We start from the raw sequence: 13,506 nt of genomic DNA on the forward strand, positions 1-13,506 counted from the left end.
GTGCTCCTGTCTCCCGCGCATGGTCAGCGGGCCTTGATGTCGACGATCCGCCACCGGTCGTCCTCGAGTCGTGCCGTGACCGTGAGCTGCGCCGCCGCGACGGTGGCCGCGCCCTCGCCCCGGCGGGAGGTCTGGTCGAGGAAGACCAGCAGACGGGCCCGGTCGCCTTCGAGTTCGACCACACCGGTGCGGACGGCGCGGGTGCTCAGGGTGACGCGCTGCGCGGTGAGGTCCTCGCGGACGCGGTCGAAGAGGGTCGCGTACTGGCGGGCGGCCCGCCCGTCGAGGACGGTGCGCGCCGAGCGCTCGGCGGCGGCGGTGCCGTCGGGCGTGTAGGAGAAGACGCGGGCGAGGGCGTTGCCGATGTCCCCGGCGACCCGGCTGGTGGCCTCGGTGTCGGTGAGCGCCCGGTTCCGGGCGGACTCGGCCGACCTCAGCTGGTGGGCGGCGTGGAGGAAGCCGCAGCCGCCGAGGACCAGGGCCACGGCGGCCCCCGCCGCGACGGCCCGCCTCAGCCGCGGGCCCCGCGAACGGCCGGACGCGTCCGCCGGCAGGCCGCCGCCCGTCTCCTGCCCGGGCCGCTCGGTCCCCGGACCCTCGCCGTCGAGGTCCTGTCCCGTCCCGGTTTCACGCGCGCCGGCCCGGCGGGGCAGCCACGTCCGTGTCATCGGCCGCTCTCCTCCCTCTCCCCTTGGACCGGTACGGCGCTCAGTGCCTTCGCCTTCCACACACCCTCGCCCGTGCGGGCCAGGACCAGCTCCAGGCGCTTGCGGTCGACGGCCGGCTTCTTCGTCCCGGCCGGTGTGGTCGCGACGCGGACGGTGGCGATCAGCTTGGCCGTGCCGGAGCGGGTGTCGAGCGCGGTGACGGCGGCCTCGGTGACCGTGCCGCGCGCCGAGGCCCCCGCGCGGGCCCCGGTGCCGCCGAGCTCCTCGCGCAGCGGGCCGGTGGAGACGTCGCGCCAGTTCCGGACGCTTGCCTGCGCACGCTGCCGTGTGGAGGCGTCGATCGTGGTGAGCACGGCGAGTGCCCGGCGCCCGTCGGCGAGCGCCTCGTCCCGTTCCCTGCCGTACGCGAGCGCGTCGTCGGTGCGTGCCTGGGCGTACGTCCACGCGCCTGTGCCGCAGAAGCCGAGGGCCAGCGCGAGCCCCGCCCCGGCGAGGATCCTGGCCCGCCTCATCGGGTGCCTCCGCCGGCCGGGGCGAGGACGTGGCTCAGGTCGCGCGGTGCCTCGCCGCTCTGCCCGGGCAGGGCGAGCGCACCGGGAAGCGCCGCGCCGCCGCGCTGCGCCGGGCCGCCGGCCGAGCCGGCCGAGCTGCCCGAGGGCAGGGAGCCGGGTCTGGCCGGTTCGGGCACCGCGCCGCCCTTCGGGGCGTTCGCCGAGCCGCGCACGTTCACTCCCGTCGACGCCGGGGCGGTGCAGGCCGCGCCGGTGTTCAGGGGCGGCGCGGTGCCGAGGTCGAGGCCGTTGCGGTAGCGCGTGGCGCCGTACCCGGCCGTGCAGGGCAGGGGGTCGAAGAAGGTGACGGCCATGCCGAGGTTCAGCTTCCCTCCGTCGACGGCGGTGGAGCCGGCGGAGACGACCGCCGGATAGGTCACGAGCAGTTCCTCGATGCCTCGTTGCCGGGTGACGGCGACCTCCGCGGTGGTGAGGAGGTTGGCGAGCACGACGCCGAGGCTCGGGTCGAGGTCCCGCAGCACGCCGCTGACCTGGGTGGCGGCCTCGGGGGTGACCGCGAGGAGGCGGCGCAGGTCGGCGTCGGATCCCTTGAGGGCACGGGCCAGTTCCTCCGCGCCCTCGGCGAAGCCGCGGATCGCCTCGCCCTCCTGGGCCTGGGTGCGCAGGACGGTCTCGCCGTCGGTGATGAGCAGGGTGGTGGACGGCAGGGCCCGGTCGGCGGCCCGGACGAAGTCGCTGCCGCTGTCGAGCAGCACCTGGAGGTCGTCGCCGTGCCCTTCGAACGCCTTGCCCAGCTCGTCGACGACCGTGCGCAGATCGTCCTGCGGAACCGACCGCACCAGGGCGTCGACGCTCGCGAGGACGTCGGTGACGGGGGCGGGCACCTGGGTGTCGGCCTGTTCGATGCGGGCGCCGTCCGTGAGGTAGGGGGACCCGTCGCTCTCCGGCCGCAGGTCGACGTACTGCTCGCCGACGGCGGAGAGCCCGGCGACCACGGCCTTGGTGTCGGCGGGGATGCGGGGGGCGGACTTCTTGATCCGCAGCTCGGCGACGACCCCGTCGTCGGTCAGGCCGATCGGGCCGACCCGGCCCACCGAGACGCCTCGGTACGTCACGTCCGCGTGGGTGAACAGCCCGCCCGTGCGCGGCAGTAGCACGTCGACCGTGTAGTGGTCGGCGACGCCGACGTGCCGGCCGAGGTCGGCGTAGCGGATGCCGAGGTAGGAGAGGGCGAGGACGGCGACGAGGAGGAAGGCGAGGTTCTTCAGCCGTACGGCGAGGGTGATCACCTGCTCTCACCTGCCTCCGGGGCCGCCGGTGCGCTGTCCGCGCCGGGCGTGGACGCGGACACGGAGGGCGTCGGGGAGGGCCGCGGGTCGTCGATCGGCGGGATCACCTGGGTCCCGGGCAGGGCGACCATGCTCAGGTAGGTGTTGAGGTAGTCGCCCTTCACCCCGTTCAGCACCTCGTCGGTGAAGGGGTAGGTCACCAGCACCTGGAGCGAGTCGGGCAGGTCCGCGCCGGCGTCGGCGAGCTCCTTCAGCGTCGGCGCGATGGCCCTGAGGTCGGCGATCATGTCGTCCTTGCTCGCGTCGACGGTGGACACGGCCACGCCGGAGAGCGTGTCGAGGGAGCGCAGCATGGTCAGCAGCGAGCCGCGCTGCCGCTCCAGCGTCCTCAGCCCGGGCGAGAGGCCGGTGAGGACGGTCCCGACGTCGTCCTTGCGGTGGGCGAGGGTGGAGGAGAGCCGGCTGACGGCGTCGAGCGCGTCGGTGATGTCCTTCCGGTGGTCGTCGAGGTCGGTCACCAGGGTGTTCACCCGCCGGAGCATGGAGCGGACCTCGGGTTCCCGGCCGCCGAGCGCCGCGTTGAGTTCCCGGGTGATGGTCTTCAGCTGGTTGACGCCGCCGCCGTTGAGCAGCAGGGACAGCGCGCCGAACACCTCCTCGACCTCGGTGGTGCGACTGGTGCGGGACAGCGGGATGACGCTGCCGTCGGACAGCCTGCCGCCCTCGCTCTTCCCGCGGGGGGCGACGAGCTGGACGTACTTCTCGCCCAGCAGGCTGGACTGCTCCAGGCGCGCGGTGGCGTCGGCGGGCAGCGTGACGGCGCCGTTGATCTCCATGGTGACGCGGGCCGTCCAGTCGTCACCGAGCTCGATGCCGGTGACCCGGCCGACCGCGACGTCGTTGACCCGTACCGCGGAGTGCGGGACGAGACTGAGCACGTCGCCGAGTTCCGCGGTGACGGTGTAGGGACGGTCGCCGAGGTCGGCGCCGCCGGGCAGCGGCAGGTCCTCGACGCCGCCGAAGCCGCGGGGCAGGGCGGCGACTCCGCCGACGGCGAGGGTGAAGCCGAGGCCGAGGGCGATCAGTCCGCCGACGGTGAGGCCGGCCACCCGGCCGGTGGTGAACGCGCCGCGTCCGAGCGCCGAGGCGGCCCGTCCTCCGGTCCGTGTGCCGCGCTTCATCTCTCCCCCTTCCCCTCGCTCGCGGGCCCGTCGCCGCCCGGGGCGGAGGCGCCGGTGACGGGCAGCGGCAGCAGGGGTCCTCCCATGCTGATCTCGTTGAGGTTCGCGCGGCCGTCGAGGGTGCGGGTGTCGGGGTTGTAGGCGTTCACGACGTTGCCCGCGGCCAGCGGCGCCACGTCCAGCGCCTCGGCCAGCGAGGCCCGTTGCCGCACCAGCGTGCGGGTGATCGGGACGAGCCGGTCGACGTTCTTCCTCAACTCGCCCCGGTGGTCCTCGATGAAGGTCTTCACCTGGCCGAGGGCCTTGCCGAGTTCCTCGAGCGCGCCGGTGAGGTCGTCCTTGTTGTCGGCGAAGAAGCCGACGACCTCGTCGAGGCGTTCCTGCGCGGTGCGCACGTCGGTGTCCTTGTCCTTCAGCATGGTGGTGAAGGTCTGGAGGCTGCGGAGCGTTCGGAACAGGTCGCCGCTGCTGCCGTCCAGGGTCTTGGCCGCCTTGCCGAACTCCTCGACGCCGGTGCCGATGGCCTCCCCGTTGCCGTCCAGGTTGGCGGCGCCCGTCCGCAGCAGTCCGGACAGGGCGCCCTCGGCGTTGGCGCCGTCCGGGCCGAGCGCGTCGGCGAGTTCGGTGATCGAGTCGTAGATCTGGTCGATCTCGACGGGGATCCGGTTGCGCGAGGCGGGCAGCACGGCGCCGTCGGCCAGGGCGGGGCCGGTCGTGTGGGCGGGGGTGAGCTGCACGTACCGGTCGGCGACGACGCTGGGGGCGACGACGACGGCCCGCGCGTTCTCGGGGACCTTGACCCCCTCGTCGAGGCGCAGGTCCACGCGGACCGTGGTGCCCTGCGGCCGCACCGACTCCACCTCGCCGACCCGGACGCCGAGGATGCGCAGGTCGGATCCGGCGTAGACGCCGATGACGCGGTCGAAGTAGGCGGTGACACGGATGCCGTCGGGGGCGAGGGCCGAGGCGGCGGCCAGTCCGCCGGCGGCCAGCACCACCAGGGCGAGCAGCCCGCTGAGGATCTTTCCGCGTCGGCTCATCGCTCACCGCTCCCTGAGGCGGCCGCCGGCTGTTTCGGCGGCAGGCATCCGGTCTCGGGCCGGGACGTCTCCGGCAGGTAGCCGGGGGGCACGACGCCGCACAGGTAGCTGTCGAACCAGCGGCCGTTGCCCAGGGTGTTGCCGACCATGCGGTAGTACGGGCCGACGAGGGCGAGCGTCCTGCCGAGCTGGTCGTTGTTCTTCTCCAGGACGCCGGTCACCCGGCCGAGTGCCTTGAGGGTGGGGCCGAGCTGTTTCTCGTTGTCCTTCACCAGGCCGCCGAGTTCGGTTCCGAGGTCGCGGCTGCCCTTGAGCAGGGCGCTGATCGCGGCCCGCCGCTTCCTGAGTTCGCCGAGCAGGGATCCCCCGTCCTCGATGAGGGTCTCGAAGCTGGACTTCTTGTTCTCCAGCGTCTTGCTGAAGCGGGCGCTGCCCTTGAGGAGCCGGGAGAGCTCCGCGTCGCGCCTGGAGACGGAGCGGGACAGGTCGGACAGGCCGGTGGCGGCCTTGCTCACATGGGGAGGTGAGTCCTTGAAGGTGTCGGAGATGGTCTCGAAGCTCTCCGCGAGCCGGCGGGTGTCGATGGCGTCGACGGTGCCGCTCAGGTCCTGGAACGCCTGGGTGACGTCGTAGGGGGAGGTGGTGCGGGACGACGGGATGCGGCTGCCGGGGTCCTGCGGCCGGGACCCGAGCGGGTCGACGGCCAGATACTTGTCGCCCAGCACGGTCTTGACGGCGATGGCGGCGGTGGTGCGGTCGCCGATCCAGGCGTCCTCGACGGTGAAGGAGACCTTCACCTTGGCGCCGTCCAGCGCGACGCCGGTGACCTTGCCGACCTTGACGCCGGCGATGCGCACCTCGTCGCCCTCGTCGAGGCCCGCCGCCTCGGAGAAGTCGGCGCTGTAGGCGGTGCCTCCGGTGAACGGGAGCCGGTCCGCGCCGTAGGCGAGGCCGCCGAGCAGGGTGAGGGCGAGCAGGCCGGCGATGCCGACGGCGACGGGGTCGCGGTCCTTGACCGGTCTCACGCGCGGGCGCCTCATCCGCGGCACCTCGATTCGGTGATCGCGATGCCGGTCGGCGGTTCGGAGCCGTCCGAGGTGGTCACTCCGCTCACACGCGCCTCGCAGAGGTAGAGGTTGAACCACGATCCGTAGGAGGACAGTCGGGCCAGGGCGGTCATCTTGGCGGGGGTCCGGTCGAGGAACTCCTCGATCTGCGGCGTGTGTTCGCCGAGGTTGCGCGAGAGCCGGCCCAGTTCGCGGATGTCCCGCTTCAGGGGCGCGCGCCCGTCGTCGAGGAGGCCGGCGGTCACGGTGGTCAGGTCGCCCATGGCCACGACGGCCCGGCCGAGGGGTTCGCGGTCCTCGTCGAAGCCGGAGACGAGGTCCCGCAGGGTGACGACGAGGTCGTCGAAGCTGTCCTCGCGGTCGTTGAGGGTGTCCAGGACGGTGGTGAGGTTCTCCACGACCGCGCCGATCACCTTGTCCTTGGCGGCGACGGTGGTGCTGAGCGAGCCGATGCGGCGGATCAGGCTGTCGACGGTGGCGCCCTCGCCCTGGAGGACCTGCACGATCGATCCGGCGAGCTCGTTGACGTCCTTCGGGGAGAGCCCTTCGAACAGCGGCTTGAAGCCGTTGAAGAGGAGCGTCAGGTCGAGTGCGGGGGTGGTGCGGTCCAGCGGCACGGTGGCGCCCTCCTCCAGGGCTCCGCCGAGGTCGCCGCTGCCGCGGCCGAGGGCCACGTAGCGCTGGCCGACCATGTTGAGGTACTTCACCGCGGCGGTGGTCGAGCGGGGCAGGCGGCGGTCCTCGCGGACGGTGAAGGTGACCTGCGCGAGGCGCCGTTGCACGACGCGTACGTCGGTCACCTCGCCGACCGTCACGCCGGAGATGCGCACGCTGTCCCCGTCCCGGAGCCCGGTGACGTCGGTGAAGAGGGCGTGGTAGGTACGGCCGCCGCCGCCCGCGCCGGAGCCGGCCACGCCGAGGCCGAGCAGGGTGGTGGCGAGGGCGGTGACCACCACGAAGGCGAGGGACTTGAGCAGCGGTCCGGTCAGCGGACGGCGCCGGGTGTGCGCGGTGTCGGGGCCGGTCATCCGAGGGTCACCTCCGTACCGCGGTAGACGGGCCCGACGAGGAGGCTGCTCCAGTCGGGCAGGTCGCCTGGGGACGCGCCGGCGGCGGGCGCGAGCAGTTCGTTGACGAGGTCGTTCTCCGCCGGGGAGTTGGCGGGCCCGAGGTCCTCGGCGGCCGCGGCGGAGGCGGACCGCGCGGTGGGCCGGGGCAGCGGGCCGACGTAGGGCACGGAGGGGCAGCGGGGCCCGCCGCCCGAGTCGTACACCGGGGTGTCGCGGCCGGGGCGGTAGGCGCCGCGCGCGGGGACGGAGGTGACGTCGACGTGGATGCCGGGCCGGTCGGTGCCCTTGCCGAGCGCCTGGTCCATGGCCGGGACGAACTCGGCGAGGGTGCGCAGGGTGCACGGGAAGGAGGAGGAGTACGCGGCGAGCAGTTCCAGGGTCGGCCGGCCGGCGGCGGTGAGGCGGATGAGGTTGCCCCGGTTCTCGCGCAGGAAGGCCGTCATGTCCTCGGCCGTCCGGGTGGTGGCGCCGAGGGTGGAGGCGAGTTGGGCCTCCTGTTCGGCGAGGGTGCCGCTGGTGGTGGTGAAGTCGGTGAGCGCCGTGATGACGTCGGGCGCGGCGTCCGCGTAGACATGGCCGACCTTCACGAGTTCCCTGAGGTCGCGGTTGAGTGCGGGCAGGTGCGGGTTGAACTCGGCCAGGTGCTCGTCCAGCAGGCTCAGCGTCTCGCCGAGCCGGCCCCCGCGGCCTTCCAGGGCCTGCGAGACGGCCGACAGGGTCGCGGAGAGCTTCTGCGGCTGGACGGCGGTGAGCATGGGCAGGACGTCGTCAAGCACCTGCTGGAGTTCGACGGCGTTCGCGGAGCGGTCCTGGGGGATGACGGCTCCGGCGGCCAGCGGCTCGGGCGAGGGGTTCTCCGGCGGCACGAGGGCGACGAACCGCTCGCCGAACAGGGTGGTGGGCAGCATCTGGGCGCGGACGTCGGAGGGGACGGCGTCCAGTGTGCCGGGCTTCATGGCGAGGGTGAGGCGGGCGCCGTCACCGGTGGCGTCGATGGCGCGGACCTCGCCGACGACGACGCCGCGCAGTTTCACCTCGGCGCCCGGGTGCATCTGGTTGCCGACGCCGTCGGTCTCGACCACCACCGGGTCGGACGCGGTGAACCTCTTGTCGTAGACGGCGACGGCCAGCCAGATCAGCAGGGCGGGCACCAGCACGAACACCACTCCGGCGAGCCGGCGGCGCAGGGTCCGTCCTCGGGATCCCCGGGGTCCGTTCATCTCACCCCGCCACCTTCACGGTCGTGGTCGCGCCCCACAGGGCGAGCGACAGGAAGAAGTCGGTGACGCTGATCAGGACGATGGCGTTGCGCACGGACCGTCCGACGGCGACACCGACACCGGCGGGGCCGCCCGAGGCGCGGAACCCGTAGTAGCAGTGCGCGAGGATCACCATCACGCTGAAGATCAGCACCTTCAGCACGGAGAGCAGCACGTCCGTCGGGGAGAGGAAGAGGTTGAAGTAGTGGTCGTACGTCCCTCGGGACTGTCCGTTGAACAGGACGGTCACGTAGCGGGAGGCGAGGTAGGAGGAGAGCAGCCCGATGGCGTAGAGCGGGACGATGGCGACGACGCCGGCGATGATGCGGGTGGTGACCAGGTAGGGCATGGAGCGGATGCCCATGCCCTCGAGTGCGTCGACCTCCTCGTTGATGCGCATGGCGCCGAGCTGGGCGGTGAAGCCGGCGCCGACGGTCGCGGAGAGGGCGAGGCCGGCGACCAGGGGGGCGATCTCCCGGGTGTTGAAGTAGGCGGAGACGAATCCGGTGAACGCGGCCGTGCCGATCTGGTCGAGGGCCGCGTAGCCCTGGAGCCCGACGACGGTCCCGGTGAAGAGCGTCATCGCGATCATCACGCCGATGGTGCCGCCGACGACGCCGAGGCCGCCGGAGCCGAAGGCCACCTCGGCCAGCAGGCGCTGCACCTCCTTGAGGTAGCGGCGCAGGGTCCGCGGTATCCACAGCAGGGCCCGTACGTAGAAGAGCAGATGGTCGCCGGAGCGGTCGAGCAGGGCGAGCGGGGAGGCCATCGGACCTCAGCCTCCCTTCGGCGGGACGATCTGGAGGTAGACGGCCGTCATCACCATGTTGACGAAGAAGAGCAGGAGGAACGTGATGACGACGGACTGGTTGACGGCGTCGCCGACGCCCTTGGGGCCGCCGCGCGGGTTGAGGCCCCGGTAGGCGGCGACGATGCCGGCGATGAACCCGAAGACCAGGGCCTTCAGTTCGCTGACGTACAGATCGGGAAGCTGGGCGAGGGCGGAGAAGCTGGAGAGGTAGGCGCCGGGGGTGCCGCCCTGCATGACGACGTTGAAGAAGTAGCCGCCGAGGATGCCGACGACGGAGACCAGGCCGTTGAGCAGGACCGCGACGCCCATGGCGGCCAGCACCCGGGGCACCACCAGCCGCTGTACCGGGGAGACGCCCATGACCTCCATCGCGTCGAGTTCCTCGCGGATGGTGCGGGAGCCGAGGTCGGCGCAGATGGCCGAGCCGCCGGCGCCGGCGATGAGGAGGGCGACGATGAGCGGGCTCGCCTGCTGGACGACGGCGAGGACGCTGGCGCCTCCGGTGAACGACTGGGCGCCCAGCTGCTGGGTGAGGGAGCCGACCTGGAGGGCGATGACGGCGCCGAAGGGGATGGAGACGAGGGCGGCGGGCAGGATCGTCACGCTCGCGACGAACCAGAACTGTTCGGTGAACTCGCGGAACTGGAAGGGTCTTCGGAAGACGGCGCGGCCGACCTCGGCGGCGAGCGCGAAGAGCCGGCCGGTCTCGCGCAGCGCGCCGGTGATCATGCGCCGCTCCCGGCGAGGGGCGCCGTCACGGTGACCGCCCCGGCGTCCCGCGCGTAGGTCTCCCGGATGGCGGAGCGCGCGGCCGGCGGCAAGGTGTCGATCATGCTCATGACACGCTCACGTCGTCGCGCGACGGCACGACGCGGCGGAAGACCGGGGGACGGCTCGAGCTGGGGCACGATCACCCGGGCCGCGGCGGGGGTCGCGGTGTTCGCCTCGGCGGCGAGGGTGGCCGCGTCCTTCTCCTCGGACATGCCGATGGGCCCCTCGCGCCGGCCGCCGAGGAACTGGGACACGACCGGCTCGTCGCTGGTGAGGAGCACCTCGCGCGGACCGAAGGTGACGAGCTCGCGCCGGAAGAGCATCCCCATGTTGTCGGGCACGGTGGCGGCGATGTCGAGGTTGTGGGTGACGATCAGCATGGTCGCGTCGATCTGCGCGTTCAGGTCGATCAGCAGCTGCGAGAGGTAGGCGGTGCGGACCGGGTCGAGCCCGGAGTCCGGTTCGTCGCACAGGATGATCTGCGGGTCCAGCACGAGCGCGCGGGCCAGCCCGGCCCGCTTGCGCATGCCTCCGCTGATCTCGCCCGGAAGCTTGCCCTCCGCACCCAGCAGTCCGACGACCTCGATCCGCTCCATGACGATACGGCGGATCTCCGACTCCTTCTTGCGGGTGTGCTCACGCAGCGGGAAGGCGATGTTGTCGAAAAGGGACAGGGACCCGAAAAGGGCGCCGTCCTGGAACATGAGACCGAATAATTTGCGAGTCTCGTAGATATCCCTTTCCGGACTGTTCACCATGTCCACTCCATTGATGAGGACACGGCCTTTCTCGGGTTTGAGCAACCCGATGAGCGACTTCAGAAAGACGGTTTTTCCGGTGCCGGAGGGGCCCAGCATCACACTGACTTCTCCGGCCGGGAGAGTGAGTGACACGTCCCGCCAGATGTTCTGCTTGCCGAAGGACTTGGTCAGCCCTTCGACCACTACTTCGATTCCCATATCACCTCCAGCGGACGCCCGTGACACACACAGCGGGCGCACCTCTCCGCGACTTGTCACCACGCGGACAACACACCGGCCCGACGCCGGCCGGCGGGAGGGCAAGGCCGGTGGGACGTCCGCCGGGGCTCCCCCAGTCGGGGGCCGGTGACCCGGAGCCGAGCACCGCACCGGCACGTTACGGCCGAGTAACCTCAGCGGGCAACACCGCATGACGAGTTTTCCGGGGAACCGGCCCACGCCCTGTGAAACCTGTCAGCGGGAGCACAAGGACGCCCTCGGAAACTGTCCGCCGGTGAGCACCACGGCCTGCCGCGCAGGCCCGCCGGGAAGCCCCCGCCCACACCGGCCGCCCCTCCTTCCTTGACAGCACGTGATGAATGCGGACCGGAATTGCCTCACCCAGGGAACAGCTTGTTCCCTTTCCCGAAGAAATCATGGAACGCCGCATTGTTCCGCCGCGTTTACCGCAAGTAACGTCATGGCACGTCCCATCGGGCCGACCCTCAAGGAGATACCCGGACATGACGCATCACCTGAAGAAAACAGCCGTCGCGGCGTGTGCGGCCGCGGCCGCTCTCGCCCTCACCGCCGGTCCCGCCTCCGCGGCGCCCTCCACGGTGTGGACCGTCAGCCCGTCACCGGCCGCCTTCACCGCCGTGAACGCCGGCAACATCGTGCTGACCGCCACCATCCCGATGACCTGCACGGCCTCGAACGCGAGCGGGACGATGGCGAGCACCACCGGCAACCCGGCGAACGTCGCCGCCATCAGCACCATGAACTTCGGCACGTCCGGCGCTCCGTGCACCAGCGTCCTGGGCAACGTCACCACCGTGGCCGTCACCCCCTGGGACGTCGTCGCGGTGGACTACAACTCCGCCACCGGCGTCACCACGGGCTACGTCGGCAACGTCAAGGCCAACGTGAGCGCCGGCGTCTGCAAGTTCACGGTGGCGGGCAAGGCCTCGGCCACCTACACCAACAGCACCGGCGTCCTGGCGGTCAACAGCGTCGCCGGTGAACTGACGGTCAGCAACCCCGTCAACTGCGGGGCGATCGTCACGACCAGCACCAAGCCCACCTTCAAGGGCAACTACGCCGTCAAGGTGGCCGGTACCACCACCATCCCGACCATCGTCGGTTCCAACCCGTAGGCCGCCGCCCGCTCACCCTCGCCCGGCCGGCACCCCGGCCGGGCGTTCGCGGGCTCTGTCCCGGATCCCCCCGACACCGTCCCTTCCGCCGAGCGGAGCTGTATGAGAGTCCAACGAGCCGCCACCCCGCGGCCCCGCCGAGTCCGCGCCACGCTCACGTCGACGGCCGCGTTCGTCGTGCTCGCCGCCCTGATCCCGGCCACGGCGTCGGCCTCGGACACCCAGGAGGTCGACGCCGAACTCCCCTACGTCTGCGCGTTCCCCTCGGGGAAGGCGCCCGTGACGGTGCGGATCTCGGCGGAGTTCCCGCAGCGGTTCCGGGCGGGTGAGGCGTTCATCCCCACCGGCGTCACCACCACGGTGGAGCTCCCGGCGGAAGCGGTGGCGGACCTCCCCCTGCGCGACGCGTCCGAGGTGCGCGCCCGCACCGCGCTCGCCGTGGACGTGGCCCAGGACTCGGCCGCGGCCACGGCGACATGGCGGGGGGACTCCGGTCCCGTCGCCCTGCCGGAGTCCGGGCCGCTGACGCTGACCACGACGGGCGACGTCCCCTCGGTGACGGGCCGGAGCGACGGCGCCCTGACCTTCACCGCGGGCGGCCTGGCGATCGACCTGACGCCGGGTCCGGAGGACGACGCCGGCAACGGCGCGGGGACCGGCTCAACGGCCGTCGACTGCGCGCTCGCCGAGGACGCGCCGGACAAGGGGCTGCTGGCCACCGTGCCGGCCGTCCCGGACGCACCGGGGGCCGGCGGTCCGCCGTCCGCCCCGGCGCCCGGCGGGACGTCCCCCGCACCCGGCGGGACGTCCCCGGCCCCGGCGGACGGACCGCGGGACCGGCAGGGCGAGCGGTCCCCGGAGGTGCCGGAGAACGCACCGGGCACCGCCGCCGACCGTGACGTGCCGCCGTGCCGCTACGACGAGCGGAACCCGCCCACGCCCCTGTCGCTCAACGCCTACGTCACGGGCTACGCCAACGTGAAGAAGCAGAAGGCCGCCTCGTACCTGCCGCCGTCCTGCGTGCTGATCGACGGGGGAGAGTTCCAGATCCCGGTCGACGAACCCTTCGACCCCGAGCACCTGGTCATGGTCCTGGAGACGTACGGCGAACTCAGCTACCAGGGACGCAGGCAGACGCCGCCCTACGACAGCACCTTCCTCTCCTTCGACTTCGCCCCGGTGAAGGCCACCATGGTGCTCAAGCAGACAGGTCCGATGAGGATCGACGCGCGGATGAAGATGCGCTTCTCCGACCTGTTCATGACCACGGAGACCCATGTACGGGTCCCCCTGGTCGCCCAGGTCACCGCCCTCGAGGTCAACGGCACTCCCCTGGACGTCGGTCCAGGCTGCCGGACCGAGACGTCCCTCACCTCCGCCGACCCGGACCCCGCCAAGCATCCCGGCGACCATGTGGTGCTGTACGGCAAGGCCGAACAGGTCCTCGGCCAGGACGTCACCGGCTACACGATCCTCACCGGCGGCCCGCTGTCCGGCGAGGTGACCATTCCGGCCTTCACCGGCTGCGGCACCGACGGCGAGGACCTCGACCGTCTGCTCACCGCCTCCGTCTCCGGTCCCGGCAACTACATCAAGCAGGTCCAGGGCCAGACGTGCACCCCCCTCGTCCCGGTGTTCGAGTCCCCGGACACCAAGGGCCAGTGCACGGAGGACCTCCAGCCCTACCAGATCCCGGTCGCCGAGCGCTGAGCCGCCCGGCCC

The 13,506-nt window shown here is 72.1% G+C and carries 13 protein-coding genes; 2 read left to right on the forward strand and 11 right to left on the reverse strand.

What is annotated here, in order from left to right; all coding sequences use genetic code 11:
- Positions 1–23: 23 nt before the first annotated feature.
- Genes ACP7TJ_RS09830 through ACP7TJ_RS09880 form a run of 11 tightly spaced genes read right to left on the reverse strand, consistent with a single transcriptional unit; the run spans position 24 to position 10,627 of the window.
- Complete coding sequence (locus ACP7TJ_RS09830; RefSeq protein ID WP_266545925.1) at positions 24–668, reverse strand: hypothetical protein; 645 nt, start codon at positions 666–668, stop codon at positions 24–26.
- Positions 665–1,180 carry a hypothetical protein gene (locus ACP7TJ_RS09835; RefSeq protein ID WP_228917006.1) on the reverse strand — a complete coding sequence of 172 codons (516 nt, stop codon included), beginning with the start codon at positions 1,178–1,180 and terminating at the stop codon, positions 665–667. The genes ACP7TJ_RS09830 and ACP7TJ_RS09835 overlap by 4 nt, the downstream gene beginning before the upstream one ends.
- The gene (locus tag ACP7TJ_RS09840; RefSeq protein WP_266396751.1) at positions 1,177–2,469 is read right to left on the reverse strand and encodes an MCE family protein; all 1,293 of its coding nucleotides are present in this window, start codon (positions 2,467–2,469) and stop codon (positions 1,177–1,179) included. Before ACP7TJ_RS09840 ends, ACP7TJ_RS09835 begins: the two co-directional genes overlap by 4 nt.
- Positions 2,466–3,650, reverse strand: coding sequence for an MCE family protein (locus ACP7TJ_RS09845; protein ID WP_427762826.1), 1,185 nt, complete (start codon positions 3,648–3,650; stop codon positions 2,466–2,468). The genes ACP7TJ_RS09840 and ACP7TJ_RS09845 overlap by 4 nt, the downstream gene beginning before the upstream one ends.
- Complete coding sequence (locus ACP7TJ_RS09850) at positions 3,647–4,690, reverse strand: MCE family protein (RefSeq protein ID WP_189911211.1); 1,044 nt, start codon at positions 4,688–4,690, stop codon at positions 3,647–3,649. Before ACP7TJ_RS09850 ends, ACP7TJ_RS09845 begins: the two co-directional genes overlap by 4 nt.
- Positions 4,687–5,730: an MCE family protein gene (locus tag ACP7TJ_RS09855; protein WP_427762828.1), complete on the reverse strand. Its 1,044-nt coding sequence runs from the start codon at positions 5,728–5,730 to the stop codon at positions 4,687–4,689. Before ACP7TJ_RS09855 ends, ACP7TJ_RS09850 begins: the two co-directional genes overlap by 4 nt.
- Positions 5,727–6,785: an MCE family protein gene (locus tag ACP7TJ_RS09860; protein ID WP_189911209.1), complete on the reverse strand. Its 1,059-nt coding sequence runs from the start codon at positions 6,783–6,785 to the stop codon at positions 5,727–5,729. Before ACP7TJ_RS09860 ends, ACP7TJ_RS09855 begins: the two co-directional genes overlap by 4 nt.
- Positions 6,782–8,047 (reverse strand): MCE family protein, encoded by a 1,266-nt coding sequence (locus tag ACP7TJ_RS09865; protein WP_387618667.1) that lies wholly within the window; start codon positions 8,045–8,047, stop codon positions 6,782–6,784. The genes ACP7TJ_RS09860 and ACP7TJ_RS09865 overlap by 4 nt, the downstream gene beginning before the upstream one ends.
- Position 8,048: 1 nt before the next feature.
- On the reverse strand, positions 8,049–8,855 hold the full coding sequence (locus ACP7TJ_RS09870; protein ID WP_093767719.1) for an MlaE family ABC transporter permease: 807 nt from the start codon (positions 8,853–8,855) through the stop codon (positions 8,049–8,051).
- A 6-nt stretch (positions 8,856–8,861) separates the two neighbouring features.
- Positions 8,862–9,626 (reverse strand): MlaE family ABC transporter permease, encoded by a 765-nt coding sequence (locus ACP7TJ_RS09875; RefSeq protein WP_093767718.1) that lies wholly within the window; start codon positions 9,624–9,626, stop codon positions 8,862–8,864.
- Positions 9,623–10,627, reverse strand: coding sequence for an ABC transporter ATP-binding protein (locus ACP7TJ_RS09880; protein ID WP_427762832.1), 1,005 nt, complete (start codon positions 10,625–10,627; stop codon positions 9,623–9,625). Before ACP7TJ_RS09880 ends, ACP7TJ_RS09875 begins: the two co-directional genes overlap by 4 nt.
- Positions 10,628–11,151: 524 nt before the next feature.
- Here ACP7TJ_RS09880 and ACP7TJ_RS09885 point away from each other — a divergent pair.
- Complete coding sequence (locus ACP7TJ_RS09885) at positions 11,152–11,784, forward strand: hypothetical protein (RefSeq protein ID WP_093767716.1); 633 nt, start codon at positions 11,152–11,154, stop codon at positions 11,782–11,784.
- A 102-nt stretch (positions 11,785–11,886) separates the two neighbouring features.
- Positions 11,887–13,494, forward strand: coding sequence for a DUF6801 domain-containing protein (locus ACP7TJ_RS09890; protein WP_427762833.1), 1,608 nt, complete (start codon positions 11,887–11,889; stop codon positions 13,492–13,494).
- Positions 13,495–13,506 lie beyond the last annotated feature (12 nt).

The sequence above is a fragment of the Streptomyces sp. DSM 41931 genome (assembly GCF_050271085.1).
Lineage (GTDB): Bacteria > Actinomycetota > Actinomycetes > Streptomycetales > Streptomycetaceae > Streptomyces > Streptomyces albogriseolus.

What these genes read in the sequence shown, in the direction of transcription:
- ACP7TJ_RS09830 (WP_266545925.1), bottom strand. Translation starts at nt 668, where the DNA reads ATGACACGGACGTGGCTGCCCCGCCGGGCCGGCGCGCGTGAAACCGGG.
- ACP7TJ_RS09835 (WP_228917006.1), bottom strand. Translation starts at nt 1,180, where the DNA reads ATGAGGCGGGCCAGGATCCTCGCCGGGGCGGGGCTCGCGCTGGCCCTC.
- ACP7TJ_RS09845 (WP_427762826.1), bottom strand. Translation starts at nt 3,650, where the DNA reads ATGAAGCGCGGCACACGGACCGGAGGACGGGCCGCCTCGGCGCTCGGA.
- ACP7TJ_RS09850 (WP_189911211.1), bottom strand. Translation starts at nt 4,690, where the DNA reads ATGAGCCGACGCGGAAAGATCCTCAGCGGGCTGCTCGCCCTGGTGGTG.
- ACP7TJ_RS09855 (WP_427762828.1), bottom strand. Translation starts at nt 5,730, where the DNA reads ATGAGGCGCCCGCGCGTGAGACCGGTCAAGGACCGCGACCCCGTCGCC.
- ACP7TJ_RS09860 (WP_189911209.1), bottom strand. Translation starts at nt 6,785, where the DNA reads ATGACCGGCCCCGACACCGCGCACACCCGGCGCCGTCCGCTGACCGGA.
- ACP7TJ_RS09865 (WP_387618667.1), bottom strand. Translation starts at nt 8,047, where the DNA reads ATGAACGGACCCCGGGGATCCCGAGGACGGACCCTGCGCCGCCGGCTC.
- ACP7TJ_RS09870 (WP_093767719.1), bottom strand. Translation starts at nt 8,855, where the DNA reads ATGGCCTCCCCGCTCGCCCTGCTCGACCGCTCCGGCGACCATCTGCTC.
- ACP7TJ_RS09875 (WP_093767718.1), bottom strand. Translation starts at nt 9,626, where the DNA reads ATGATCACCGGCGCGCTGCGCGAGACCGGCCGGCTCTTCGCGCTCGCC.
- ACP7TJ_RS09880 (WP_427762832.1), bottom strand. Translation starts at nt 10,627, where the DNA reads ATGGGAATCGAAGTAGTGGTCGAAGGGCTGACCAAGTCCTTCGGCAAG.
- ACP7TJ_RS09885 (WP_093767716.1), top strand. Translation starts at nt 11,152, where the DNA reads ATGACGCATCACCTGAAGAAAACAGCCGTCGCGGCGTGTGCGGCCGCG.
- ACP7TJ_RS09890 (WP_427762833.1), top strand. Translation starts at nt 11,887, where the DNA reads ATGAGAGTCCAACGAGCCGCCACCCCGCGGCCCCGCCGAGTCCGCGCC.